23 protein-coding genes are annotated in these 25,232 nt (G+C 61.4%); 17 read left to right on the plus strand and 6 right to left on the minus strand.

The genetic code is table 11. The annotated features are described in order from the left end of the window. Positions 1–2 precede the first annotated feature (2 nt). From VGI36_17685 to VGI36_17760, 16 genes are all read left to right on the plus strand, one after another. On the plus strand, positions 3–611 hold the full coding sequence (locus VGI36_17685; GenBank protein HEY2486979.1) for a PadR family transcriptional regulator: 609 nt from the start codon (positions 3–5) through the stop codon (positions 609–611). 270 nt (positions 612–881) lie between these two features. Beyond that, complete coding sequence (locus tag VGI36_17690) at positions 882–2,702, plus strand: radical SAM protein (GenBank protein ID HEY2486980.1); 1,821 nt, start codon at positions 882–884, stop codon at positions 2,700–2,702. Positions 2,703–2,755: 53 nt separating this feature from the next. Beyond that, positions 2,756–4,033, plus strand: coding sequence for a CoA transferase (locus VGI36_17695; GenBank protein HEY2486981.1), 1,278 nt, complete (start codon positions 2,756–2,758; stop codon positions 4,031–4,033). Further along, on the plus strand, positions 4,033–5,253 hold the full coding sequence (locus VGI36_17700) for a CoA transferase (protein ID HEY2486982.1): 1,221 nt from the start codon (positions 4,033–4,035) through the stop codon (positions 5,251–5,253). Before VGI36_17695 ends, VGI36_17700 begins: the two co-directional genes overlap by 1 nt. After that, positions 5,250–6,014, plus strand: coding sequence for a glucose 1-dehydrogenase (locus tag VGI36_17705; GenBank protein ID HEY2486983.1), 765 nt, complete (start codon positions 5,250–5,252; stop codon positions 6,012–6,014). Before VGI36_17700 ends, VGI36_17705 begins: the two co-directional genes overlap by 4 nt. Before the next feature lie 35 nt (positions 6,015–6,049). Then, positions 6,050–6,349 carry a hypothetical protein gene (locus VGI36_17710; protein HEY2486984.1) on the plus strand — a complete coding sequence of 100 codons (300 nt, stop codon included), beginning with the start codon at positions 6,050–6,052 and terminating at the stop codon, positions 6,347–6,349. A 16-nt stretch (positions 6,350–6,365) separates the two neighbouring features. Further along, positions 6,366–7,157 (plus strand): DUF4037 domain-containing protein, encoded by a 792-nt coding sequence (locus VGI36_17715; GenBank protein HEY2486985.1) that lies wholly within the window; start codon positions 6,366–6,368, stop codon positions 7,155–7,157. Between the two features lie 266 nt (positions 7,158–7,423). Then, positions 7,424–9,004, plus strand: coding sequence for a DegQ family serine endoprotease (locus VGI36_17720; protein ID HEY2486986.1), 1,581 nt, complete (start codon positions 7,424–7,426; stop codon positions 9,002–9,004). Between the two features lie 173 nt (positions 9,005–9,177). Continuing rightward, on the plus strand, positions 9,178–10,410 hold the full coding sequence (locus VGI36_17725) for an NAD(P)/FAD-dependent oxidoreductase (protein HEY2486987.1): 1,233 nt from the start codon (positions 9,178–9,180) through the stop codon (positions 10,408–10,410). A gap of 53 nt (positions 10,411–10,463) precedes the next feature. Next, on the plus strand, positions 10,464–10,790 hold the full coding sequence (locus tag VGI36_17730) for a hypothetical protein (protein ID HEY2486988.1): 327 nt from the start codon (positions 10,464–10,466) through the stop codon (positions 10,788–10,790). Between the two features lie 7 nt (positions 10,791–10,797). Further along, positions 10,798–11,631 carry a helical backbone metal receptor gene (locus VGI36_17735; GenBank protein HEY2486989.1) on the plus strand — a complete coding sequence of 278 codons (834 nt, stop codon included), beginning with the start codon at positions 10,798–10,800 and terminating at the stop codon, positions 11,629–11,631. Between the two features lie 116 nt (positions 11,632–11,747). Continuing rightward, positions 11,748–12,953 carry a CaiB/BaiF CoA-transferase family protein gene (locus VGI36_17740; protein HEY2486990.1) on the plus strand — a complete coding sequence of 402 codons (1,206 nt, stop codon included), beginning with the start codon at positions 11,748–11,750 and terminating at the stop codon, positions 12,951–12,953. Positions 12,954–12,970: 17 nt separating this feature from the next. Beyond that, complete coding sequence (locus VGI36_17745; GenBank protein HEY2486991.1) at positions 12,971–13,609, plus strand: pyridoxamine 5'-phosphate oxidase family protein; 639 nt, start codon at positions 12,971–12,973, stop codon at positions 13,607–13,609. Between the two features lie 36 nt (positions 13,610–13,645). Then, the gene (locus VGI36_17750; protein ID HEY2486992.1) at positions 13,646–14,968 is read left to right on the plus strand and encodes an aspartate aminotransferase family protein; all 1,323 of its coding nucleotides are present in this window, start codon (positions 13,646–13,648) and stop codon (positions 14,966–14,968) included. Between the two features lie 48 nt (positions 14,969–15,016). Beyond that, a complete protein-coding gene (locus VGI36_17755) occupies positions 15,017–15,889 on the plus strand; it encodes an alpha/beta hydrolase (GenBank protein ID HEY2486993.1) in 873 nt (290 codons plus the stop codon). Between the two features lie 33 nt (positions 15,890–15,922). Continuing rightward, positions 15,923–17,953, plus strand: coding sequence for a chloride channel protein (locus VGI36_17760; protein ID HEY2486994.1), 2,031 nt, complete (start codon positions 15,923–15,925; stop codon positions 17,951–17,953). A gap of 92 nt (positions 17,954–18,045) precedes the next feature. Here the strand turns inward: VGI36_17760 and VGI36_17765 are convergent, their stop codons facing one another. Genes VGI36_17765 through VGI36_17780 form a run of 4 tightly spaced genes read right to left on the minus strand, consistent with a single transcriptional unit; the run spans position 18,046 to position 21,892 of the window. Further along, entirely contained in the window at positions 18,046–18,717 is a 672-nt protein-coding gene (locus tag VGI36_17765) for a PHP domain-containing protein (GenBank protein ID HEY2486995.1), read from the minus strand. Continuing rightward, a complete protein-coding gene (locus VGI36_17770; protein HEY2486996.1) occupies positions 18,714–20,204 on the minus strand; it encodes a serine/threonine-protein kinase in 1,491 nt (496 codons plus the stop codon). Before VGI36_17770 ends, VGI36_17765 begins: the two co-directional genes overlap by 4 nt. A gap of 7 nt (positions 20,205–20,211) precedes the next feature. Beyond that, positions 20,212–20,613, minus strand: coding sequence for a DUF6677 family protein (locus VGI36_17775; protein HEY2486997.1), 402 nt, complete (start codon positions 20,611–20,613; stop codon positions 20,212–20,214). Beyond that, complete coding sequence (locus VGI36_17780; protein HEY2486998.1) at positions 20,606–21,892, minus strand: FHA domain-containing protein; 1,287 nt, start codon at positions 21,890–21,892, stop codon at positions 20,606–20,608. The genes VGI36_17775 and VGI36_17780 overlap by 8 nt, the downstream gene beginning before the upstream one ends. A 544-nt stretch (positions 21,893–22,436) precedes the next feature. On the opposite strand from VGI36_17780, the gene VGI36_17785 reads away from it, so the two are divergent. Continuing rightward, complete coding sequence (locus VGI36_17785) at positions 22,437–23,678, plus strand: CoA transferase (GenBank protein ID HEY2486999.1); 1,242 nt, start codon at positions 22,437–22,439, stop codon at positions 23,676–23,678. A 168-nt stretch (positions 23,679–23,846) separates the two neighbouring features. Here the strand turns inward: VGI36_17785 and VGI36_17790 are convergent, their stop codons facing one another. Beyond that, positions 23,847–24,674, minus strand: coding sequence for a TIGR03619 family F420-dependent LLM class oxidoreductase (locus tag VGI36_17790; protein ID HEY2487000.1), 828 nt, complete (start codon positions 24,672–24,674; stop codon positions 23,847–23,849). Beyond that, complete coding sequence (locus tag VGI36_17795) at positions 24,671–25,159, minus strand: GNAT family N-acetyltransferase (protein HEY2487001.1); 489 nt, start codon at positions 25,157–25,159, stop codon at positions 24,671–24,673. Before VGI36_17795 ends, VGI36_17790 begins: the two co-directional genes overlap by 4 nt. Positions 25,160–25,232 lie beyond the last annotated feature (73 nt).

Genomic DNA, 25,232 nt, shown 5'->3' on the forward strand with positions numbered 1-25,232 from the left:
CGGTGAAAGCGTCACTGGAACTAGCGCTGCTCGGGCTCATCGCAGCTGCGCCGCGCATCTGCGGCTACGACATCTCCAGGATTTTCAATCTGTCGATGCGCCATTTCTGGCATGCGCACCCGGGACAGATCTACCCGACGCTTGCACGCATGGAACGCGAGGGCTGGATCAGCAGCCGCGAGCTAATCCAGCGCGGACGGCCAAACAAGCGACTGTTCGCGATCACAGCGACGGGCCGCGAAGCCCTCGAGCGATGGCTTGAAAGCCCGTACGAGAAGCTCAAGCTCAAGCACGCACCGCTTTTGAAAACGCTTTATCTCGGGCATCTGGGCGCTGGCCGCGCGCTTGCGAAATTCGCCGAGCAGCGCGCTGGCTGCCTCGCCTATCTCGAAGAGCTGCGTGGAATCGAACGCGACTTTTTCGCACAAGGCGGTTACGGCAGCGCACACCAGATGTTCTCGTACTTCACGCTACGCTACGGAATTGGCTTTATGGAGGAGAGCGTCCGCTGGTGTGACTGGGCGACGGAGGAAATCGAACGCAATCGCAGTCTGTTCTCTATCGATGCAGAGCAGGCCAAGCCCGAGCAACGCAAATTCGCGCGTCGCTGAACTCGCGTATGATTCTGGGAGTCTCTTAGAAGTCACCGCGCAAGCCTACGGCCTCGCTTGTGTTTTCGTCCTGCTCCCGTACCCCAGGTGACCAAAAGCCTTGTTGCCAGACTCGGCATCGAGTGGCCGTTGGTCGCGATCAAACGTTGTCTGCCGACCGCGTTGCGGGTTGGGCGAAATGTTTCTTCACACTCGGGCCCGAACCGCATGGCGTCGGCTCTGCGGGTCCAATAGGCTGTGGGCGTTGTTTGTGGGAGTTGCTCACCTTAGATGAACCAGCTGTCCGGGTCCGCCGCGTCGTCTTCAGCTGCGTCCGAGGGTAGCGCAACGCGCCCCAGACGTGCGCACCGCCGGTTCCTGGTCGAGCTGATCAAACCATCGCACTATGACGACGACGGTTACGTGATCCAATGGTGGCGCGGATGGATACCGTCCAACTCGCTCTCCTGCCTGTATGGACTCGCGATCGATTCCAAAGCTCGTCGCGTACTCGGCGAGGACGTTGAGATCGAAGTTGCGGCATATGATGAAACCAACCAGGTAGTTCCCCTGCGGCGAATAATCCGTCGCTTTCGGCGCAATCGTTTCTGTGGCGTGGTCTGTCTGGTGGGAGTTCAGAGCAATCAATTTCCGCGCGCGATGGATATTGCGCGCGTGCTGCGCCGCAGCCAGATCCCGGTCGTTATGGGCGGTTTTCACGTCAGCGGCTGCGTAGCGATGCTGCCCGCGATGCCGCCCGAGTTGAAGGACGCCCAAGACCTGGGCGTGACCCTGTTCGCGGGCGAGGCGGAGGGCCGCTTCGATGAGATTCTGAGAGCTGCCTATCAAGGAAGGCTCGCGCCGCTCTACAACTTTGTTGACCAGCTGCCCGCGCTCAACGACCAGCCGACCCCCTATCTGCCGGCAAAGCTCATCCGCCACAACCTCGGAAATATCAGCGCGTTCGATGGCGGCCGCGGCTGTCCGTTCAGCTGCAGCTTCTGCACCATCATCAATGTGCAAGGACGCAAGTCGCGCTATCGCAGCGCCGACGACGTGGAGCGACTCATCCGCGCCAACCACGGATCCGGGGTCGCGACCTACTTCATCACCGACGACAACTTCGCACGCAATCGAAACTGGGAAGCAATTCTCGATCGCATTATCGAGTTGCGCGAAACGCACCACCTACGCATTCATCTGACCATCCAGGTCGATACCCTGTGCCACAAGATTCCGCGCTTCGTTGAGAAGGCGGCGCGTGCCGGCTGCAAGCGGGTTTTCATCGGGCTGGAGAACATCAACCCTGCCAGCTTAAAGGGCGCGTCAAAGGGGCAGAACCGGATCACCGAGTACCGCGCCATGCTGCAGTCCTGGCGCAAGGCGGGTGTGCTTACCTACGCGGGTTACATCCTCGGCTTCCCCAGCGATACTCCCGAAACCATCGCGCGCGATATCGCGATCATTCAGCGCGAGCTGCCGATCGATCTGCTGGAATTCTTCATGCTGACCCCGCTGCCTGGTTCCAAGGATCATCTCGACTTGCACCTCCGCGGCGGAAAGCTTGATGAAGACTTGAACCGCTACGACCTCGAGCACGTGACCACGGCTCATCCCCAGATGGGCCGCGCCGAGTGGCAGGCCGTCTACGATCGCGCCTGGTCCCTGTACTATTCGGCGGAACACAACGAGACCCTCATCAAGCGCGCGATCGGCAGTGGTATCAATCCTGCGCGTCTGACCTCGATGATCTTCACCTTCTACGCAAGCCACGAGTTTGAGAAAGTGCATCCGCTGCAGAGCGGCGTGTTTCGGCGCAAGCGTCGCAAGGACCGCCGCAATGGACTGCCGCTGGAACCGCCGCTCGCTTTTTACGCCCGTCGGGGGCGTGAAATGTTCGCGACCTATGTCCCCGCCATTCGATTTCTGTGGAGGCTGACGCGCCTGCGGCATCGACTGCTCAAGGATCCGACCCTTCGCACCTATCGGGATCTGGCTACCACCCATCTGGAAAACGAACTCGCCGAAACGCTCGGAATCTATGAAGCGACCGAAGCCGCGCGCCGGGTGGCGACCCAAGCTCGACTGCGGTCCGCTGCGGCCCGAGGGTAATTCACCGCACTAGTCGCGAAGGGCTTGCGTGCGCCCGACCATGGAGTACCTCGATGCCCGTGCAAACGCGCACCGTCTCTGCTATGTGCGGGGTGGCACTGACGATTGGGTCACAGAGACGCGCGATGAGCGGGGCGCTCGACGACATAAAGGTCATTGAATACGCCGAGATGGTGTCGGGACCGATCTGCGGCAAGATGTTCTCCGACCTGGGCGCCGAAGTCATCAAGATAGAAGCACCCGGGGCGGGCGACCCCGCACGCCAGTATCCCCCCTTTCCCGACGACCAGCCCCATCCCGAAAAAAGCGGGATGTTTCTCTATCTGAACACCGGCAAGAAGAGTCTCACGCTGGATCCTGCGACGCCCGCCGGTGGCGAAGTCTTCAAGCGTCTGATCTCTAAGGCCGATTTCTTAATCGAGAACCATCCGGCCGGGTTTCTCGAGCGCATCGGACTACCTTATCCAGCGCTCCACGCGCTGAATCCTCGCTTGATTGTCGTATCGATCACTCCGTTTGGACAAACCGGTCCCTATCGGGATTGGAAGGGCTCCGATCTTATCGAGTGGGCGATGAGCCTCACCGGCTACAATACTCCCACCCTGATCGATGACGGCGAGCGCGAGAATCCGCTGCGCGCTCCAGGTCATATTGCCGACATGATGGGAGGCACCAATGCCGCGGCGGCGGCGATGATGGCTTTGTTTCAACGCGAGTTGACCGGAGACGGTCAATGGATCGATGCGCCGTGCTGGCAGGCGACGGTCAACACCTCAAAAATCGAAATGGCGGCCTACAGCTACTTGGGAATCCCCTTCAGCCGGATGCGGGGCCAGACCCTGGTCGGCTTGGAGCCGATGGCGTGCCGCGACGGCTACGTGTACACGCTCTGGGCCGCCGATTCTCACTATCAGGCGCTCAAGAAACTGCTCGGCAATCCCGATGGGCTTGATACCGAGTTGTTCGACACGCTGGCAGGACGGCAGCAAAACGACGACGTTTTGCGCCTGGTCATTCGCGAAGAACTCAAGAAGCACGACATGAAATACCTCGTAGACGAAGGTCAGAAACTGGGTCTCACGATCGGACCCGTCTACAAGGTGTCACAGGCGGCGAATCATCCACACCTCGCCGCGCGCGATGCATTCGTCGCCATCGAGCATCCGGTGGCAGGTCGTTTCCTGTTCCCGCGGCAGATGGTTTCGATGACGGCCACGCCAGCAATTCCGTCGCGCGCACCCATGCTCGGCGAGCACAACAAAGAGATACTCGACAGACTTGCGATTCCGCGCGAAGACCAGCACGGCCTTCACGCGGCGGGAGTTATCTGATGGCACCGCTTCCGCTGGAAGGAATCCGCGTGGCCGATTTCAGCTGGATCATCAATGGGCCGCAAATTGCCCAGTGGCTGGCGACCATGGGCGCCGAAGTGATCAAGATAGAGTCGCAGGTTTATATCGATATTGGTCGCATCAATCCTGCGGGCATGGCGGATGGAAAGCCGGGACCGAATCGTAACGGCTTCTACCACATGCTCAACTACGGCAAGAAAGCGATTAACCTGAACCTGGGGACACCGAAAGGCTACGATCTCGCTTGCGACCTGATCCGGAAAAGCGACCTGGTAATCGAATGCTTTCCACGTCCCGTGTCAGAACGTCTGAATCTGACTTACGCGCGAATCAAGGCGGTCAAACCCGATATCGTGATGATTTCGGTGTCGCTGTTGGGTAAGACCGGCACCGAGCCGTCGAGTTGGGTCGGATGGGGCCCGATGGCATGTTGTTTCGCCGGAATGTTCGATGCCCAGGGCTATCCGGGCGGTCCGCCGCGGCAAACCGGAGGGACCTGGCCTGACTACGCGATCGCTTCGGCGGTGGTGTTCCACACACTCGCCGCGTTGCGCCATAGGAAGCGTACCGGCGAGGGTCAATGGATAGATGCAAGCATGGGTGAGACCGTCATCAGTCAGATGAACGAATGGTTCATGGACTACTTCATGAACCATCGCGACCGCGGGCAGTGGGGGAACCGGGACGCGATGATGGCACCGCACAACACGTACAAGTGCAAGGGCGAGGATCGGTGGATCGCGATTGCCGTCAGCAACGACGCCGAATGGAACGCCCTGTGCGCGGTGGCGCTGCATCCCGAGTGGGCGCGCGATGCGAGGTTCGTCGATCGGGCAGCGCGGTTGAATCATCGTGAGGAAATCGACGCTCTGCTCCGCGACTGGACGCGTTCCCACGATCATCGCGAACTGGCCGCAACCTTGCAGAGAGTGGGCGTTCCGGCGGGCCCGGTGCTGGACAGCGTGGAGCTTCATGAAGATAGCCATCTATGGAAATGGGGCTATTGGATGAAGATGGCTCATCATGAGGTTGGCGAGCGAATCATTCCGGGCATGCCGGTGAAAATGAGCAACGTGCCGGAGCTGAACTACTCGATGCCGCCCGACGTCGGACAGCACAATCGCGAGATTTTCGGTGGGCTGCTCGGCCTTAGCGACGCCGAAATCCAAACCCTCATGGAGCAGAAGGTCATCTATTGAACGCGGGATTTCTCGCAGGCAAGGTGACGCTCGTTACCGGAGCGGGCGGCGGAATTGGTCGGGCGACGGCAGTGGTCCTGGGGCAGGCGGGCGCCAAGGTCCTGGTCTCGGATGTCTCGACGCGTCGCGGTGAGGAGACCGTCGGTCTGGTCCGGGCTGCTGGCGCCGAAGCGGAATTCTTCAAGGCCGATGTATCGCGGGCCGCCGAGGTAGAGACTCTGATTACGGCAGCGGTGACGAGATGGGGTCGCCTGGATTGTGCGCATAACAACGCTGGAATCTCCGGGACCGTGGTGAACGTCGCCGACGACACCGAGGAGAACTGGGACCGCACCCTGGCGGTAGATCTGAAGGGTGTCTGGCTCTGCATGAAATTTGAGATCAAGCAGATGCTCAAGCAGGGGGGCGGATCGATAGTAAATACTGCCTCGACTGCGGGCCTGCTCGGCGCAGTTCGGATGGGTGCCTATGCGGCCGCCAAGCATGGCGTGGTTGGCCTAACCCGGACCGCGGCGCTCGAATATGCTCGTTCCAACATCCGGGTAAATGCGATCTGTCCGGGCGTGGTCGGAACGCCCGTCATCCTCGGGTGGTTTGAGGCCAACGAGCGACTCAAGAAGGCCATGATTGCGCAGGAGCCGATAGGCAGGGTGGGGGAACCGGAAGAAATCGGCAATGCAGTGGCGTGGCTCTTTTCTGATCGTGCATCGTTCGTCACCGGCGCGGCGATTCCGGTAGACGGCGGCATGACCGCGCAGTAGATCGCCCCACATAGTTCAGTACTCTAAGCTGAGCTATGCCGCAGTTCATTCCGGGCATCCAGCTCAACCAGCTCTTCTATAACGAGGCGGTGGAGCCTGTCTTGGCTTCCGCATTCCCGGGGCTGCGTTATTCCGCGGCACTAATCGGCTACGGATCCGACGTGCTTGGTTTTGATTCGGCGCGTTCCACCGATCACGAGTGGGGGCCGCGCCTGGTGATCTTCCTTGCCGAGAACGAGCGCGAGGCGGTGGGCCCTTCCATCGACGAAGTTCTCTCGACCCGTCTTCCAGTTGAATTTCGAGGCTATCCCACCCAACTTCACGAAGCCCGATGAGAATCGGGTCCGAATCATGACGTCCGCTGAAACGGATAAGGTACAGCATCACGTTTATCTTCATAGCCTGCGCGAGTTCGTCGGACGCTATTTGGGCGTGGTCCCGGACGCCGCGTTCTCCAATATCGACTGGCTGCTGATGTATCAAAACACGCTGTTGGAACTCACCGCTGGGGCCGTCTATCACGATGGCCTCGAGGAACTGATCCCGTTACGCGAGCGGCTAAAGTGGTATCCACGCGAGGTCTGGCTGTACATGCTCGCATCGCAATGGATTCGCCTTGCCCAGGAAGAGCACTTTCCCAGCCGATGCGGTGAAGACGGCGATGAAGTCGGGTCGCGCATCAATGCGGCGCGATTGGTCCGCGACGTCATGCGCTTGTGCTTTCTGCTCGAACGCCGATACGCCCCCTACAGTAAATGGCTCGGTACCGCCTTTGCGCGTCTGAATTGCGCGCGTGAAATCGAGCCTCTGTTGCACGCCGCGCTCGCCGACGACTCCTGGCCAGGCCGCGAACGGCACCTGTGCGCCGCTTATGAGGCGGTTGCACGCATGCACAACGTGATGGGTATCTTTGCACGACTGGATGGCGGCACCATGTCTTTCCGCCAACGGCCCTATCGAGTACTCGGCGCCGGACGATTCGCGAAAGTGGTCAGCGATGAGATCCGCGACCCGCAGTTGCGGAAGATTTACGAGAGCGTAGGCCCGATAGGTTCGATCGATCAATTTGCGGACAGCACCAACCTTCTTATGCGCTCCGACCTCCGCACCCGTCTTCGAGTGCTATTCGAAAGGGTCGGTTGAAGCTTTGTTGCAAGCCTGCATGCCAAACGCCGCGGGGTGGGCGGTCTTGAACCGATATCTGATTCAAATGGAATCAGTTTGCGGTTTGCGGCATGCTTTAAGCGGGCGAGGACGCCCGGATCCGGGAGGCGGCCCTGTAGATCTTGGCGAAATCGTGAGTATCTTTAGGCTGGGACGCTGAATTTAGACCCTCTTCTAATCGTCAGTAATTCAAGGACTGCGGCATCTGGTATGCTGGCTGGTCCGAGGCGTTTCAGGAGGCACAGATGGTTAAGAAAATCGCTGCCGTACTCGGCGGCGTGTTGTTGGGGCTGACTATCGCGTTTGCACGCGCGGGGGCATTTCCATTCTGGGGATCCAGCGATAAAGGGGAGGCGCAGGCCGATAGTTCTGCGCCGCACGCTGTTTCGTCACCCCTGATTGCGCCGGCACCAGCCGCGCCAAACTCACCCGAGCCCAATGAACGCAGTGGCGTAGTGGGCTCCTTCGCACCGTTGGTGAAACACGTATGGCCGACGGTCGTGAGCGTACGGGTGGTCCAGGACGTAAAGTCATCCGGGATGGCGATGGCGCCTTTCGGAGAGGGCGATGAGGGTGGTGGCGGCGGTGACGAAGGAATGGGCCCCCCTCCCGGTGGCGATCCCTTCGAACAGTTCCGCCGATTCTTTGGCCAGATACCCAAGGAATACAAGCAACGTGGGCTCGGCTCAGGCGTGATCATTTCACCCGACGGCTACATCCTGACCAACAACCACGTGGTTGGTGCCGCCGACGAAATCAAGGTCACACTCAGCGACAAACGGGAATTCAGTGCGAAGGTCATCGGCAAGGATCAGAAGACCGACCTCGCCCTGATCAAGATCAGCACGAAAGACGCGCTGCCCAGTGCGCTGCTGGGAGATTCCGACAAGACTGAAATCGGCGATTGGGTCATCGCCATCGGAAATCCTTTTGACGTCGGCATGACGGTCACCGCCGGTATCGTGAGTGCCAAGGGTAAGATCCTCGGTGGCAACTATGACGACTACCTTCAGACCGATGCCTCGATTAACCCGGGCAACTCGGGTGGGCCATTGTTCAATACCGACGGCCAGGTGATCGGAATTAACACCCTCATCTACACGCGCACCGGCGCCAACAACGGCATCGGCTTCGCCATCCCCATCGATCTGGCCCGCAACGTTGTGGAGCAGCTCAAGGCGCACGGACGGGTCGTTCGCGGCTGGCTGGGTGTCGAGATTCAAGAGGTGACCGCGGATCTCGCGCAATCGTTCGGACTGAGTAAGCCCGAAGGTGCACTGGTTGCAGCCGTCGACAAGAGCAGCCCAGCCGACAAGGCCGGCATTGAGCGTGGCGACATCGTCATCAAGTTCAACGGTAAAGATGTCCACGACGAGCACGAGCTGCCGACCTATGTTGCGCAGACTCCGATAAACAAGACCGTCGATGTTATCGTGCTGCGTAACGGCAAACCTAAAACGCTGCAGGTAACCATCGCCGAGCTGAAGGAGCAGGATGTCGCCAGCGCCAAAAGCCAGGAGCCAGGTGGCGACTGGGGTATGAAGGTTGGTGACATCACTCCGGAGCTCGCGCAGCAGTTCCATCTCAACGCGGGAAAAGGAGTGGTTGTGCGTGGCGTCCAGCCGGATAGCCCCGCTGCGGAGGCGGGATTGCAGCCGGGCGACCTGATTCTCGAGGTCGGCTCTAACAAGGTTGCTGACGTAAAGGACTTCATAGAGAAGGCGAAGGATGCCAAGAGCAGCAAGAAGCCGACGCGCATCCTGCTCCAACGCGGGAGCGCCACTCTCTACGTGGTGGTGAAGCCGGCTGAAGAAGGCCAGGGCTAAACCATCTTTCCCCACGAGCTCACGCACGGCGTGGCGGAATTTTCCGCCACGCCGTGCGTCTTTTCTGGTTAACCCTTGGTGGCGGGGACCGCATCCCGAGGCGCGCTCACGCCCGACCTCTGGCTCTTTCCCGCGAGAGCATCGACAGCTAGCGTCGAAGGTCGGTGCGCACGATGCGGCCAACGCGCAAATGCGAGGTTTTGATCGCCGGAGCCGGGCCGGCCGGGCTTGCCACCGCCCTTTATTTGATCAAGTCGCGCCCCAACCTGCGCGGCCGAGTGGTGGCATTGGAGAAGTCCTGCCATCCACGCTTCAAGACTTGCGCGGGAGGCCTGATTCCGAAGGCCAGGTTGGCGCTGCAGGAGTTGGGCATTGCGCTCGACGTCCCTTCGGTTACGGTCCAGAGCAGCCGAGCGCGAACGGTCGTCGGCGATGCGATTGTCCATCGCGATGAGCCGGTCGGAACGGTAGTGAGGCGCGATCAATTCGATGCGTTGCTGGCGCGGCAGGCGCGCGCGGCGGGGCTCGAGATCGTGGAACATTGTCGGGTGGTCGACGTCGCGCAGAAGCGCGGCTTGGTGCAGGTAGTTAGCGAACGCGGGAACTTCGAGGCCCGCGTACTGGTCGGTGCCGATGGCTCGGGTAGCGCCGTCCGCCGAAGCACTTTTGGCCACGACAAGACCACCATCGGGCGCGCGCTGATGACCGACATCGAAGTTGATGCAAAGGCGGCGGTTGAGTTCGCCGCGCAATGCTACCGCTTCGACTTTCGTTGCGTCGGTGTCGGCATAAAGGGTTACGCGTGGTCGTTTCCTTGTTTGATCGAGGGGCGGCCACATCTGAACGTCGGCATCTATGATCAACACCCGCGCGCCTCGCGGGCTTCTGGCGGCGAGCACGCGGCGCTGCTGGGCGAGCTTAAGCGCGCGTTCCCCGAGCTTCCACTTGAGCACCTTCAGGGTCGGGGCGGAAACTTCCGGGCCGCGCCAATTCGCTGGTTTGACCGGCGTGATCGCTATGCGAAGGGAAGCGTCATTCTGGCGGGAGATGCCGCAGGAGTTGACCCGCTGATGGGTGAGGGCATCTCGTGCGCTTTTGAACACGGCAAGGCGGCGGCAGGGGCAATCGGCCAATTCCTTGATGACGATCCGGTGGCGTTCACGCGATATGACCGCGAGCTCCACCGCGGTGTCACGGGGCGCAAACTTCGCAAGCTCGCGTTTGCAGCCCGTCATTTCTATGGCCCGCACCATCGAACCTTCTTTCGCCTTTCGCGCCTAAGCCGACGCGCGCAAGAAATCGGGTTGGATTGGTACAATGGCGCGCGCCGCTGTGATGAACTCTCGACGGCGGTCCTGGTGCTGCGCTGGACTGGTTCTGTTCTGTTCGGCGCTTCGGTAAACTGACTCGAAAAATGGACGTGGTGAGGGGCGGTGGATTTTTTCCCGCGTGTGAACTAGTGGCCAAGAGGAAGCGGAAACGGCGGGGGCGAAGGACACTGCTCATCATCGCGATTGCGCTTCTGATCGCAGGCTTCGTCATTCGCCGTACCTTGGTTCCGCAGGTTCTGCACTACCTCGCGTACCGCCCCGGGGAAAATCCCACCACCCCCGTGGGCACCGCCTCGCCGTCGGAGCAGGTCAGCTCTCAACCTCCGCCTGCCGCGCCATCGGCGGCGGCGGCCGCCACACCTGCCGCGCGTAAGACTACTCCCGCGCCCAGCGAGCATCTCACCGAGAGCGACCGACAGCAGCTCGAAGACATCCTCAAGCGCAGGAGCCGGTAACCTCCCGATGCCGCATGTGCAGGTAATAGACGACCTCGGCTTTAAGGTGGACCTGGCGAGCTCGCCTGGCAGGATTATTTCGCTGGTGCCCAGTTGGACCGAGACCCTCTTCGCTCTGGGACTCGGTGAGCGGGTGGTCGGGGCCACGAAATTTTGCGTGGAGCCAGCGGAGCGAGTCGAGTCGATCAGAAAAGTCGGGGGCACCAAGAACCCCGACTTGCGCACCATCGCTACGCTGGCGCCCGACCTCATAATCGCGAATGCGGAGGAGAATCGACGTGAAGACGTGGAGCGCATGCGCACGCAGGGGTTCCCGGTTCTGATCACCTATCCGCGCACGGTGCCTGCCGCGGTCGAGTCGTTACTCAAGATCGGTCGAGTCGCGGGGTGCGAAGCGGAGGCTGACGCGATGGCGCGCGAGATCACCCGCACCGTCAGCGAAGTCGAAGCGGATGTGGGCGTGTGGGCCAAGCTTCGGCTGCGCGCCTTTTGCCCGATCTGGAAGAAGCCGTGGATGGCGTTCAACGCCGATACCTATGCGCACGATGTCCTTCGCATGATGGGATTCAATAACGTCTACGCGGCGGCCGGCGAGCGTTATCCAGCGACCACGCTCGACGAAGCAATCGAACTGCGGCCGAACGTGGTGCTTCTGCCAGACGAACCCTATGAATTCAGCGACAAGGACGTCGACGAACTGCGTACGGTCCTGCCGCCCGGTCTCGCACGTCGGGTACTGACAATCAGCGGTCGAGACCTGCACTGGTACGGCGTCCATATGGTGAGCGGCCTAAAGTCGCTTGCCCAGCGGTTGGCGAGAGTCCGTGCGGCAGTGCTTTAGGGGCGAGTCGAAAAAGCGACCGGAGCGCAATTTGCGCGCGTTGCACAAACCCACTAAATCAAATTCCTAGCAGCCGCCGCTTGGCTCGCCCAGGCCTTCGCGTAGGAGACATCACGATGCCACAACCGCCGCTTGCCGGAATCAAGGTGCTCGATCTGACCAAGCTTGCGCCGGGCCCTTTTTGTACGATGATTCTTGGCGACCTCGGCGCCGACGTAATCAAGATCGAGGAACCGGGTCCCCCCACCGGGCGGCGCGCCGAGCAAGCAGGCAAGGCAGGCACCGAGGGTCCCGGCGCGCCCTTCAGCGGTTCGCCGTTCAACGCGCTCAATCGCAACAAGAAATCCATCGGGCTCAACCTGAAGAGCGGACCGGGCAAGGAAGTGTTTCGGCGCATGGTTCAGCGCGCCGACGTACTGGTGCAGGAGTATCGGCCCGGCGTGGCTGAACGCCTGGGAATCGGCTACGAGCAGATGTCGGTTCGCAACGACCGATTGATCTACTGCGCCATAACTGGCTACGGACAGGACGGTCCATACCGCAACCTGGTGGGTCACGACCTCAACTACATCGCCACCGCGGGAGTCCTTTCCATCGTCGGAAGAGCGGGCCAGTTGCCGACCATCCCGCACAACCTGATCGCCGACTACGCGGGGGGCGGCATGCACGCCGTGATTGGAATCCTGGCCGCGCTGGTCGCGCGCACTCAGACCGGCCGCGGGCAGTATGTCGACATCTCGATGATGGATGGTTCGATGGCGCTCATGGCGCAGTCGTTCGCGAGCTTCTTTGCCAACGGGAGGTTGCCCGCCCGCGGCGAGACCCCGCTCGACGGGGCAATTCCCAACTACAATCTGTACGAGACCAAAGACGGCAAGATCATCACCATCGGCGCCATCGAGCCGTGGTTTTTTGCGAATCTTTGCCGCGCGCTCGGACGCGAGGATCTGGTCGAGCACGAATACAATTCCGCGCGGCGCGCGGAGATCCAGGAATCATTCAGAGCCATCTTTCGGACCAAGACGCGCGACGAATGGTTCGAGATTCTGAGTCGGACCGACGTATGCGTCGGCAAGATGAACACCCTGGACGAAGTTGAGGCCGACCCCCAGGTTCAAGCGCGCAAAATGATCGTCGAACTGGATACGCTCGAGGGCCGCAAGGTGAAGCAGGTGGGCATTTCAGTAAAGCTATCGGAGACCCCAGGCTCGATTCGATCGCTGGCGCCGACCTTGGGACAGCACACCGAGGAAGTCATGCACGGACTCGGATACTCGGACGAGCAGATCGAAAAGTGGCGTGCCGACGGTTCGGTAAAGTGAGACGACGGGAGCAGGTCATGAGCAAACCGGTCCAAACCATCGCGGAGCTGCGAGCGATCGTTCCTCAGCCGGCCAAGCTGGTCGAGGCGAAAATTCTTGATCACCTGGACGAGCAGGCCTCCGCATTCCTCGCTGCTTCACCATTTCTGCTGCTGTCAACCTCGGGTACCGACGGACGAATCGATGTTTCGCCGCGCGGCGACGAGCCGGGATTCGTACGAATCGAGGACCCGCGGACCATCGTGTTGCCGGAGCGCAACGGCAACAACCTAGCGTTCAGCCTTCAGAACATTGTCGAGAATCCGAACGTCGGAATTATCGCTCTGCTGCCCAACGCCGGGGAAACACTACGGATAAACGGCAAGGCCGTCATCCTTGCCGATTCGGACTTGCTCCAGGAACTAGGCGCCCGGGGCAAACCCGCGATGGTGGCAGTCCGCGTTCGATCGAGCGGGCCTATTTTCAATGTGCCCGAGCGCTTCTGCGCTCCCGGATCTGGGACCCGGAAACCTGGACCGCGCCGCGGCGCATTTCGTTCGGGAGGATCATCGCCCGGAGGACCGCGAACCAGAAGGACCTGGAGCAGCGCATCGACGCGATGGTCGATCGCAGTTACAAGTCGCTCTGATCGGTTCCCTGCCTGCGGGCAGCCCTGATTGCCCGGTGCCGCGAGGTCCATCTATCATTGCGGCATGCCGCAAAGCGAAGCGATGTTCATACGCGGGCCGCACGATCCGATCGCGATCGAGCGGGCTGAGGGGCCCTGGCTGTACACGCGCGACGGCCGCAAGATCCTCGATGGCGGGGCCGGCGCGGTGGTTGTGAATATTGGACAGGGGCGGGAGGAAATTGCCGAAATTGCCCGCCGGACGATCGCGCGCCTCGACTACGTTCTCCCGGTCTGGACCTCGCCCGAGCGCGAGCGGCTGGTCGAACGGTTGCTCAAGTGGACACCCGCGGGCATCGACCGATTCTTCTTCACCAGCGGCGGGTCGGAAGCGAACGAGGCGGCCTTCAAATTTGCGCTTCTTTATCACAAGGTCCGCGGCAAGATCACCAAGAACAAGATCGTTGGGCGGCAGTTCTCCTATCACGGCAACACCATCGCAGCATTGTCTGCGGCCGGCACCGGCCGGCGCGCGGATTACGAGCAGGTGCTTATCGACTGGCCAAAAATTCCGCCCTCGTACTGTTACCGATGCCCGTGGGGCAAGACCTACCCGGGCTGTGACCTGGATTGCGCCGCGGCGCTGGAGCAAAAAATTCTCGAGCTGGGCGCCGACTCGATTGCGGCGTTTATCGCCGAGCCGATGATGGGGTCGGCGGGCGGTGCGGTTCCTCCGGTAAAGGAATATTGGCCGCGTCTTCGAGAGATCTGCTCGAAGTACGACGTTTTGCTCATCGCCGATGAAGTGATGACGGGCTTTGGCCGCACGGGCCGGCGCTTTGCGGTCGACCATTGGAACGTGGTTCCGGATATCCTGGTGGGCGGCAAGGGTCTTACCGGCGGGTATTTGCCGATGGGCGTGTGCGCCGTGCGCGGAGAGCTGGTTGAAGAGGTGGAGCGCAGCAAGGCCGACTTCATGTTCTACACCTACAGTTCGCATCCGGTGACGTGCGCGGTCGCCGACGGCGTGCTCGAGATCATGGAGCGTGAGCAGCTCGTCGAACGTTCGGCGCAAGTGGGTGCGCGGCTGGGAGCGCAACTGCGCGAGGAGTTGTCGGGTCATCCGATGGTGGGGGACATACGGGGTTCGGGACTGTTCTGGGGCATCGAGCTGGTGCACGACAAGGCCACCCGCATGCCGTTTGCGCCCGAGAAGCGAGTCACCAACAAAGTGCTGGCCGCGGCGCTGCGGCGCGGGCTGTTCTTCTACCCGGCAAACGGAATGGCAGGGCAGGGCCGCGGCGACGCGATGATGCTCACCCCGCCGTTCGTCATCGGCGACGAGGAAATCGAATTCGCGGTGCGTACCGCCCGCGATGCACTCGAAGATATCCGGCCGACTTTGTAAGTCCGCGCTGCGGGCGCATCTTTCTGGCCTGAAGGAGTTACCAAAATAATGGCCGATAGCATTATCGGGCCCACGTCCCATTACTTCTATTCGCAGCGCCTAAAGCTTCACTACGTCGACTGGGGGAATCCCGGTCGCCCGCTCCTGGTGCTGATGCATGGGGGCCGCGATCACTGCCGCAACTGGGACTGGGTCGCGCTCGATCTGCGCGATCACTTCCACATCATCGCGCCCGACCTGCGCGGTCATGGGGACTCGGATTGGGCGGTGGGCGGAAACTACTCGATGATCGATTACGTGCTGGATCTGACCCAGCTCATGCGCGCCGTGGCGTCCGAGCCCGCAACCCTCATCGGACACTCCCTGGGGGGCAGCATCGTTCTCCAGTACTCGGGCGTCTATCCGTCCTCGCTCAAGCAGGTCGTCTCCATCGAGGGCATGGGTCCGCCTCCGCACATGATCCAGGAGACACCGGCGCACGCTCGGATGGGCAACTGGATCGGACAAATGCAGGATCTCGCCCGCCGCAAGGTCCGCGAGTACTCCTCCATAGAGGAGGCGCTGGGCCGGATGCGCGAAGCGAATCCCCATCTGAGCCAGGAGCAGGCGCTGCACCTGACGGTGTGGGGCGTGCGGCGCAACGAGAACGGTACCTATTCCTGGAAGTTCGACAACTACGTGCACGCAACTTCGCCCTACGTGTTCAACACTCGCGACGCGCGCGAGATCTGGGGCCGAATCACCTGTCCCACGCTGCTGATTCGGGGCGCGGAATCGTGGGCTGGCGATTGGGTCAAGGATGGACGTTTCTCGGCATTTCGCAGCGCCCAGACCGATACCATCGAAAAGGCCGGACATTGGGTGCATCACGACCAGCTCGGCGCTTTTCTCAAGACCCTACGCCGCTTTCTGGGCCTCTAGGATTGACGGCATGATCAATTGCGGAGCGGGAAGATGAGAGCGCCAGGCTTCGGGTTGCGCACCGACCAACGCGAATACGTGCAGCTCATCTTGTTGTCGGTGATGGTCGGAGTGCTGGGCGCGCTCGGGAATTTCGGCTTTCGGGCCCTCATAGAATTTTTCACCTGGCTCTTTCAACAGGTCCTATGGACCGCGCTGGGAATTGAGCGGGGCGGTTACTTCCGCCTGCTGATTCCGCTGGTACTGATGAGCGGCGGGTTTTTGATCATGCTTGTTGACCGGGTGTTCCCGGAGGACGTCCTCGGCTACGGCTTTCCGCAGTTCCTGGAGCAAATAAATCTCGGCAATCCGCGCATCAAGCGGCGTTGGATGTTCGTCAAGGCGATCGGTGCGTCGCTCTCGCTGGGCTGTGGCGCGTCGGTCGGGCGCGAAGGCCCCATCGCCCAGATAGGCGGAGCCATCGGGTCCGCGGTTGCGCGGCTGCGCAACCTGAGCCCGGACCGGGTGAAAGTGCTGGTTGCGGCAGGGGCGGGGGCGGGCATCGCGACTACCTTCAACGCGCCAATCGGCGGGCTTATGTTTGCGCAGGAGATCGTTCTGCTGGGCCACACGGAGCTTGCGAATCTTACGCTGCTCATCATCGCGACGACCACCGCGGTGGTCGCATCGCACGCGTTTCAGGGCAGCCACAGTGTCTTCGTGGTGCCGCAGTTTCAGCTGCGCAGCTACTGGGAGATGTTCACGTACGGGATTTTGGGCGTGGTGCTCGGCGTGATGGGCGCCGCCTTCATCCGGTTTTTTCATTTCACCGCGGGCGCATTTCGAAAGATGCAAGTGCCGGACTGGGCCAAAATCGAATTGGGACTTGCGCTGGTGGGTATTATCGCGATCGGGTGGCCGGACAATCTCTCCGACGGGTACCCGGTAATCAATCGCGCAATGGCGGGTGAGTTCGGCCTGGCCACGCTCGCCGCGTTGACGGTGACAAAGTTTGTGGGTTCCAGCGTCTCACTCGGCTGCGGAGCGCCGGGAGGAGTGTTTGGCCCGATTTTTTTCATCGGGACCATGGCGGGCGGGGCGTTTCAACGCCTGTCGGCGATGCTGTTGCCGCACCTGACCGGTCCGCGCGGTTCGTACTCATTGGTCGGTTTGGGTGCCTTTCTTGCGGCCACCACCCATGCGCCGCTGACCGCGCTGTTCCTGCTTTTCGAGATGACCCAAGGATACGACATCGCGCTTCCCGCGATGATCGCGACCGTTACCGCATTGGTAGTCGCGCGCGCGATCGAGGGCGAATCGATCGACACCTACCGGCTTGCCCGCGAAGGCAAGACCCTACAAATCAGCCAGGAACGATTGGCGTTGACGCAGATTCCGGTAAGCGCGGTGATGACCAAGGAGGTCGCGCTGGTGCGCGAGAACACGGCTCTGGCCGATCTCCTCCGAGTTGCCGGCGAGACTTCGCAATCGACGCTGCCGGTAGTTAGCAGCGAAGGGGGACTGTCGGGGCTCATCGTGACGCGCGCCTTGCTCGGTTTGCTTGCCGGCGGGCGGGACTTAGGTCCGTTGGTCAATGCTTACGATATTGCGGAAGCGAATTGTGCCGAGGTTCTGGCTACCGAGAACCTGTACTCGGCAAGCCAGATCATGGAACACGAGGGGATCGAGGAACTGCCAGTCGTGGAACGCCGCTACGGCGGGAAGTTTCTCGGTTTGGTGACGCGCCAGCACATCGTGCAGGCTCTCAATCGCGTCACCGCGTCGGTGGGTTCGATCGCAACGCGTGATGAGCCGATTTATTGGGCGAGCGGATACCGTGTGACTCGGCTGGAGATTCCGCCGGCGGCGGCCGGAAAGACAATCCGGGAGCTGGATCCACGCGCGCGCTTTTCGGTTACCGTTCTGGCGCTGCGCAGTGTCAAAAATCCGGACGCCGGCTTCACTCCAATCACCCCGGACGGAACCTTGAATGCCGGTGATCTGATAATCACCGCCGGCCGTCCCGGCGATATCCGCAAGTTCGAGCGCGAGCTAGAACAGCCCGCCTCGGTGGCGTCGGGGTGACGTTTCGGCCGCGGTTTGGGCGCACGCAAAGGTGGGGGGCGGCGCGAGCGCCCCTGCTAGTGCGCGAACTCACGATTGTGAGAACCCTTCGTTCAGCTTGGGCGCTGGGTGCCGTCACCGGGGAAGATGTACGGCTTCGCCCTGCCGGCGCGAAGTTCCGTGCACAGTTCCTCCACCGTCGTGACTGGCCGTTCAAGTTCGGTGGCGCAAGTGAGGAACCACTTTCCGCTGGCAAAGTGTGCATCGCTGCCGCCCACCGCCGTCATTCCGAGCTTGAGGGCGGCATCTGAGGCGCGTTCATTCTCGGCCGGGGAATTCTGGCCGTTGAGCACCTCGATCGCCCCCAGCGCCGCGCCGTGGCGCGCGAGCAACGCATCGAGACGCACTCCGTAACCGGAATCCCGAAATGGATGGGCGGGAATCGCGATGCCGCCCTGGTGATGGATTACTTCGATCAGGTGGTCACTTTTGAGCATGCGGCTGGTCAGGTCGAAGCGGCGCATGACTTCGCCGTTGATTCCGAACAGAAGCAGGTGGCCCAAATCGGTGTCGGCTTCGATGCCCCTGAACACCCGGATTCCGTAGCGCTCCGACAATTCCGCGTAGGCGCGTTCGATCTCGGCTTCGGTTGGATAGCGGCGATGTTCGGTGAAACAAATTGCGCCGAGGCCGCTCTGATTGCGGGCCGCGAACTCCAGGTATTGCTCCGCCGAGACCTGGGAATCGGCCGACAATTTGGTGTGTACGTGAAGGTCAACGATCATGGCTCTGCAAAGGTGTCATGCACCTGGATGTGATCGACAATTGAAACAATTCCCGCGACCCGAAAGGCGAGCCAGCGGATGTTCGCGCGATCGAATTCCGACGCTACCGTACCCCACACGACGAGGGTGTCGCCATCGAGCCGGAAATTCACCTTCTGGTATCCGTCGGCGTCGAGTTCATGGCGCAGCGCCTCCAGCCGCTCGCTGGGCGGTACGCTGCTCTCCGGAGCTACATCGGGCGGCGGGGGCACTTCGGGCTCATGGACCATGGTGCGCGCGATGAGGCTGGTGAGAACGAACGCGACCGCAAACAGGCCGGCCAGAAGCAGATAGTATAGGGCCGGATTTTGCCTACCCGGGCGACGACGAACGCGTTCCGGTTGCGGGAAATCGCGATGGCCGGGAAAGTCGCCGAGCGTGACCGTCTCGGCGTCGTTACTCACCTGTTCCGGGCCCAGGACGATAGCCACCGGCGCGGCGCAGAACGAACAGAAGCGCGAGTCCGAGGGAATCAAGCGGCCACATCGAGGACACGAGATCTCCTCACGAGGAGTGACCAGCACGGTTGGGGCAGTCGACGACGGCGGCGCGGACGGATCAGTGTTTGGCGGCGCTCCTAGTCGCGCGTTGCGCCCGCCTTTGCGAGGCGCGGGTTTCGCTGCCGGCGACGCACGGTCGGCGGCGTCACCCGACTGCACTGAAAGCAACCGACCCTTGAATGCGACGGCATCGGGGATGCGCAAGACCACATTGTATTGCAACGATTGGTCGACCAGTTCTGCCAGTTCCTGGGTGACGGCCGGGCACAGCGACCCGAGCGGCGGAAAACTGAAGGGCGGCTCGACGGCGGGATCCCGGCCCGAGAGCGCGTGATGCATGGTTGCGCCGAGCGCGTAGAGATCGGAGCGGAACTCGGCCTTGCCGCGATACTGCTCGGGAGGTGCGTATCCCTGGGTGCCAATCATGGTGGCGTTGCTCTGGGGCTGGAACAGTCGCGCGATGCCGAAGTCGATTAGTTTGACCTGCCCGTAGGTAGCCAGCATGACGTTTGAGGGTTTGAGGTCGCGGTAAATGACCGGGGGTTCCAGGTTGTGCAGGTACTGGAGCGTGTCACAGATTTGCAGGGCTATTTCTACGACCTCCTGCTCGGGCAATTTCCCGCCAGCCTCGTGCAGCTTCTGCTCGAGCGTGATGCCGTCGATAAATTCCATCACCAGGTAGTGCCGATTCTGCTCGCTGAAGCGATCGAAGACCCGCGGGATATGTTCGTTGGAGAGCTGCGCGAGCATGTCGGCTTCACGCTGGAACGCGGCAATGGCCTGCTTCTGCATCTCGGGACTGGTAAAAGAATCCACCATTTCCGCCAGCGCCGAGGGACGCGCGGCCAGCCGCAGATCCTCGGCGAGATAGACCATTTTCATGCCGCCGCCGCCCAGCGGTTTGACGACGCGATAACGTCCGCCAACTATGGTGTCGGCTGCGATCATTGGCTCTCTATAGTTGCTCTCCAAAAGGCCCCGGCCGCCGGCGCCGATTCCTGCGTCGATTGTGCCTGAGCCGCATGAAGGCATCGTCTTCGAGCGCGCCTTTCAAGGCGGCGTTCGATGCGCAGATCACGTGGAGCAGAAGTCCGAGCGGGAGGCCGACAGAGTACGCGAACGCAACTCCGAAAAACCACGTCAACCCGCGCGCGGGGCGTCCCTTATATATGTGCCCCAGGCCGGGAATGATGCTCAACACTGCGGCGAGCACCGGGTTGAACCCCGGATTAAGAGCGAAAAAATGACCGCCTGCCAATGGGGCGCCGCAGTCCTTGCAGAACTGCGCCCCGGTAACTACGACCGGCTGGCCGCATCGCCAACAATAGCGGGCTTGCTCGAAATCCGGTTCAGGCACGGAAGGTAAATGGCGCCTGCCCCAGCCTTATCAAGTCGCCATCGGCGATTGGCCTTTGGGTCACGCGTTCGTCGCTGACGTAAGTTCCGTTCTGGCTTTGCAGGTCGCGCAATTCAAATCTGCCGTTGATGGATTCGATACTCGCATGATGGCGCGAAACCGACGAATCGTTGATGACAATGTCGTTGTCGGGGGCCCGTCCCACGCGGATCACGGCACCTGGGCGAAGGGCGAAACGTTGCCCGGAACCATCGACTAGACAGGGGCCGCTTACCCGCGGGGTGGCGGCAACGGTCGAACTCAAACCCGGCGCGGCACGAGGCATCGGCGCCCGCACCGTGCCCGCTGCCTGACGCAAGCGGAACTTCAGCTCGTAGCCGCCAATCCTAATCTGGTCGCCGTCGTTGAGGGGCTTGGTTTCGATTCGCTCTCCGTTGACGAAGGTGCCATCCTGCACGGCAAGATTGCGAATCGTATAAGCGGAGTTCTTGAGCTCGATCACGGCGTGGCGCGGTTGCACGGCGCTATCGCCGAAGAGACCGATCGGGTTTTCTTCCGCCCTGCCTAAGGTTGCCCGCGCGGCATCGACGCGATATTGCCGGCCCTTCAAACGTCCCTGCTCGACGGTGATCCACGCGGCTTTGGTGAGTTCCTGGACCAGGCCGATGAACAGGCCGATTGCAAGACCGATGGAACAGAGCCCGATGAAGCGTGAGGCGAGTCCCTGTGAGCCGATTCCGCTCGCGATGAGATTGCCGAGGGGGTCGAAGAGGAGGCCTCCGACCAAGCCGCCAACCCACCCGCCGATCGCACCCTTGAGAATGTTTGGTAGTCGCAGCGTCGAGATTCCGACCCCGGCGCCGAGCATCGCGCCCATGATCGCCCAGCTCAGCACGCGAGCACAAAAGAGATAGAAGGTCGAACCTTCGTGACTGAGGCTCCAGCCGCCGAAGTTCAGGATCGCGCTGAAGACCCAATTGGCGAAATAGTTGGCCGGAAGTGCAAGCAACACGCAGATAATGAACCCGCGCGCAAAACGGCGCTGGGTCGCCCCGCTCAAATCGAGGTGCTGGCTTTCCGCAGCCACGATCATGCCGCCGATCAGGCCCGAAAGAATCGCCATCGCAGCGTAGGACCAAACCACGCTCCACGCGTTCATTTGCTCGGTCAGCGTGTGTCCGTGGCTGCTGAGTTCGACCGGGAGCCATCCCAAAGCACCGCCAGCCAGGCCGGCACCCGCCTTAAACAAAAGCTCTCGCTGGTTGATGGAGCCGTTCATCGAAAGTGGTCCTCACCCATAAGCGGCGCGTGCCGCTTCCTCATCATAACCTGCCTCCGATGGCCGGAAAATGCAGCTCTCTACGCTTGGCCCAGCGCCACTTCGGCAATCGAATAGAGGGAAACATTTTTGGATTTACTCGGTCCGGTCTTGAAAACCCTCACATTGTGCAGCGATCGGTTCGGAATTCCGCGAGCCATGCCGGTGGGACCTTCGCCAAATGGTTTGTGTCGCCGCCGAGGTGTGCTTGGGATCTGCGTGGACATGATGCGCCGTTTGACACCTTGCTGAAAAGGGTGCGCTGCGGCGGACCAGTCCAAGCGAACGTTGCCACGGAGGGACCACAAGTTACTCATTTTTCGAAAAGGAGACCGAAGCATCAGTTCAGCGGACGCAGACCTAAGCCCCGATACTCTGGGGTGGGAGGACAGACCGCCAAGGCGGGGCCTGCCGATAACTGGAAACGCATGCGGGTGTCGGTTGCCGCGTGGCAGCGATCGGGGCATCATTCCAACGATCCTGTTGGAAAAGAAAGCCCAGTCGCATGCCGGAAGATAGCTTGCTGCTCGAGAAATTTGGTCCGCTCCAGGGAGTGAAGATCGTTTCGACCGGGACCTTGATCGCACAACCGTTCGCCGCCGAGCTGGCAGCGGAGATGGGCGCCGAAGTCATCCAGGTAGAACGGCCGGTGGTTGGTGACAGTGGGTGGCGCACTATCGGAGTACGCCTCAAGAACTCCGGGGACGGGCCCGCGGTCGCGACGACCTGGGTTCAGGAACGGCGCAACGTGTTCTGCGTGACGCTCGATTTGACGAAGCCGCGCGGCCGCGAGCTTCTGCTGAAGTTGCTCGCGCGTGCGGACATCTGGATGGAAAGCTCGAAGCCGGGGACCTATCCGAAATGGGAACTCGATGACGCGATGGTCTGGAAGGTCAATTCCAAACTGGTCATTACGCACGTGAGCGGGTTCGGACAGACCGGCGATCCAGACTACGTCATGCGTCCATCGTATGACGTGGTGGGGCAGGCGGTTGGAGGCATGATGTATCAGACCGGCTATCCCGACCCGACTCCTCCCACCCGCGCCGCGCCCTGGACGGGGGACTACGTTACCGCGTTGTTCACGCTGTGGTCGTCATTGGCGGGTCTCACCTATGCCCGCTCGACTGGCAGGGGACAAGCGATAGACCTTGCCCAGTACGAGGCGATCCACAAGACGCTCGGCGGCACGATGGTCGAGTATTTTCAGGAAGGAGTCGTGCGCGAGCGTTCGGGCAACCGGGCACAGGGATTTCAGCCGCTCGATTCGTTTCAGGCCAAAGACGGATGGGTCGTGATGGGTGCACTCGGGGAGGTTTATAACCGGCTGCTGACAGTTATCGGTCTGGACCCTGCGGACCCGAAGTGGCAGAGCGCGCGAACCAATCTCGAGTCGATCGAAGGAATCGAATTCGACGCGATGTTGCGCGGCTGGATCGAGGAGCGCACGGTTGCGCAGGTCGTTCATGCGATGGCCCAAGGCAAGGTGCCATGTTCGCCGATCATGACGAGCAAGGACATGGCCGAGGATCCCCAATACCGCGCCCGCCAGATGCATATCGAATGGGAGGATTTGCAGGCGGGCCGGGTGAGGGGAATCGGAATCGCGCCCAAGTTTTCCTTGACCCCGGGTAAGGTGGTGCGCGGGTCGCCGGCGGTCGGTCACGATAACCAGCGGGTGTACGCCGAATTGCTGGGCCTGAGTGAGGCGGACTTGGAGTCGTTGAAGCGCGACGGGGTTATCTGAGCGTGAAACCTCGCGCGCGGAGCACCAAGGGTCTCGGATTCGGGGCAAGGTCGCCGCTGGTTGCCCAGCGACCGACCAAGCCGTACTACAAGTCGCGGTGACGCTTTCGCGTGACCGGGAGCTTTTCAAACGAAGTACTGAACATGCTTGGCAACCAAGTGCCCGCTGCTAGGCCACGACTTTGCCCATAAACTTTTCTGCGCTGCGGGTGAAATCTCGCTCGTCGGGGTAACGCCCGAGGTCCAGGATGAAATAGGTCGCCCCAGCCTCCCGTTCCGCGTCGAGCTTGGCGCGAGCCGAGGCGATGTCGTCGAGCTTCATGCCGCGCCGGACTACTATTTCGGGCTCGGGTTTGCCGGCGGCGCGCACCCGCGCGCGTAAATCCTCAACCAGAGGTTTAAGTTCCGCCGCACGCTGCATCGGATGCCATCCGTCGCCGAATTCCACGACCCGTTCCAGCGCCCTGGGGCTGCCGCCGCCAACCCAGAGGGGCGGGCGTTTTGGATGCGGTTCGAACACAAAGGCCGGAAACTTTACCAGCTTGCCTTCATAGGCGATCGCCTCGCGATTGCCGAACAGGTGATGAAGCACGCGCAGCGTCTCGGTGGTCACTGCACCACGTTTGCGCACCTCAACCCCGAGCGCATCGAATTCCGGCTTCATCCATCCGACGCCGACCCCGAGGATCATTCTCTCGTCCGACAATTCCTGGATGGTTGCAACCTGTTTGGCAGTCAGCACCGCCGGCCGATAGGGCAGAACCAGCACCGAGACCCCGATCCGGATGCGGCTCGTCATGCCAGCCAGGTAGGCGAGCGCCGCGAGCACGTCGAGGTAGCGGCCTCCGGAGCCCTCGGTCTGATCGGGCGGAATGCAAAGATGGTCGGACACGAAGAGCGCATCGAAGCCCGTGTCTTCCGCGCTTCGTGCACAGGCGCGGAAGGTGGTGCGATTCGATTGCGGTCCCATGTTTCGAATGGCGATTCCGTACTTCATGATCGGACGTCCCTCTTCGACGGCAGAGCTGGAGCTGCATCGATGGCCATGACCACCCGATCGAATTCGCGAAAGCCCAGCGATTTGTAGAACGCGCGCGCCTTGCGGTTATTTCTGGACACCTGCAGTTCGAGCGTATCGATGCCTGATTTATGGCAGAAGGAACGCGCCAGGTCGATCAGCCGTCGCCCGATCCCAAACCGCCGCCAGCGCGCTTCGACGTACAGCTCGGTGATCATGCCTTCGAAACCGCCAAACTCGAGATCGTAGTTGAAGGTCAGCACCAGGTAGGCGACCAATCGCTCGCGGCCTTGTGCCACCCAGACCCGGCCCAATGCGGGTTTGCGAAGCAGCGTGCTCAGCGCGCCGCCAATCGTCCTGCGCTCGAAGCGGATCCGGTCGAAGCGGTAGTACGCGCCGACCAGGCCAAGGAGCTCGCGGAGATCGGATGACCGTGCGGTCCGGATGGCCGGTGGAAGTTTCACAAAGCTACCAACTTAAGGCGAGCACGCGGTCGCGACAAGCAGTCTTTTTAGGATCGCGGCTGGAAACCACCTC

The organism is Candidatus Binataceae bacterium, assembly GCA_036495685.1.
In the GTDB taxonomy this organism is placed as follows: domain Bacteria; phylum Desulfobacterota; class Binatia; order Binatales; family Binataceae; genus JAFAHS01.

Excerpts from the sequence above, each read along its gene's own strand:
- VGI36_17690 (HEY2486980.1), top strand. The coding sequence starts at position 882 with ATGAACCAGCTGTCCGGGTCCGCCGCGTCGTCTTCAGCTGCGTCCGAG.
- VGI36_17695 (HEY2486981.1), top strand. The coding sequence starts at position 2,756 with ATGCCCGTGCAAACGCGCACCGTCTCTGCTATGTGCGGGGTGGCACTG.
- VGI36_17700 (HEY2486982.1), top strand. The coding sequence starts at position 4,033 with ATGGCACCGCTTCCGCTGGAAGGAATCCGCGTGGCCGATTTCAGCTGG.
- VGI36_17710 (HEY2486984.1), top strand. The coding sequence starts at position 6,050 with ATGCCGCAGTTCATTCCGGGCATCCAGCTCAACCAGCTCTTCTATAAC.
- VGI36_17715 (HEY2486985.1), top strand. The coding sequence starts at position 6,366 with ATGACGTCCGCTGAAACGGATAAGGTACAGCATCACGTTTATCTTCAT.
- VGI36_17720 (HEY2486986.1), top strand. The coding sequence starts at position 7,424 with ATGGTTAAGAAAATCGCTGCCGTACTCGGCGGCGTGTTGTTGGGGCTG.
- VGI36_17725 (HEY2486987.1), top strand. The coding sequence starts at position 9,178 with ATGCGGCCAACGCGCAAATGCGAGGTTTTGATCGCCGGAGCCGGGCCG.
- VGI36_17735 (HEY2486989.1), top strand. The coding sequence starts at position 10,798 with ATGCCGCATGTGCAGGTAATAGACGACCTCGGCTTTAAGGTGGACCTG.
- VGI36_17740 (HEY2486990.1), top strand. The coding sequence starts at position 11,748 with ATGCCACAACCGCCGCTTGCCGGAATCAAGGTGCTCGATCTGACCAAG.
- VGI36_17745 (HEY2486991.1), top strand. The coding sequence starts at position 12,971 with ATGAGCAAACCGGTCCAAACCATCGCGGAGCTGCGAGCGATCGTTCCT.
- VGI36_17750 (HEY2486992.1), top strand. The coding sequence starts at position 13,646 with ATGCCGCAAAGCGAAGCGATGTTCATACGCGGGCCGCACGATCCGATC.
- VGI36_17755 (HEY2486993.1), top strand. The coding sequence starts at position 15,017 with ATGGCCGATAGCATTATCGGGCCCACGTCCCATTACTTCTATTCGCAG.
- VGI36_17760 (HEY2486994.1), top strand. The coding sequence starts at position 15,923 with ATGAGAGCGCCAGGCTTCGGGTTGCGCACCGACCAACGCGAATACGTG.
- VGI36_17765 (HEY2486995.1), bottom strand. The coding sequence starts at position 18,717 with ATGATCGTTGACCTTCACGTACACACCAAATTGTCGGCCGATTCCCAG.
- VGI36_17770 (HEY2486996.1), bottom strand. The coding sequence starts at position 20,204 with ATGATCGCAGCCGACACCATAGTTGGCGGACGTTATCGCGTCGTCAAA.
- VGI36_17780 (HEY2486998.1), bottom strand. The coding sequence starts at position 21,892 with ATGAACGGCTCCATCAACCAGCGAGAGCTTTTGTTTAAGGCGGGTGCC.
- VGI36_17785 (HEY2486999.1), top strand. The coding sequence starts at position 22,437 with ATGCCGGAAGATAGCTTGCTGCTCGAGAAATTTGGTCCGCTCCAGGGA.
- VGI36_17790 (HEY2487000.1), bottom strand. The coding sequence starts at position 24,674 with ATGAAGTACGGAATCGCCATTCGAAACATGGGACCGCAATCGAATCGC.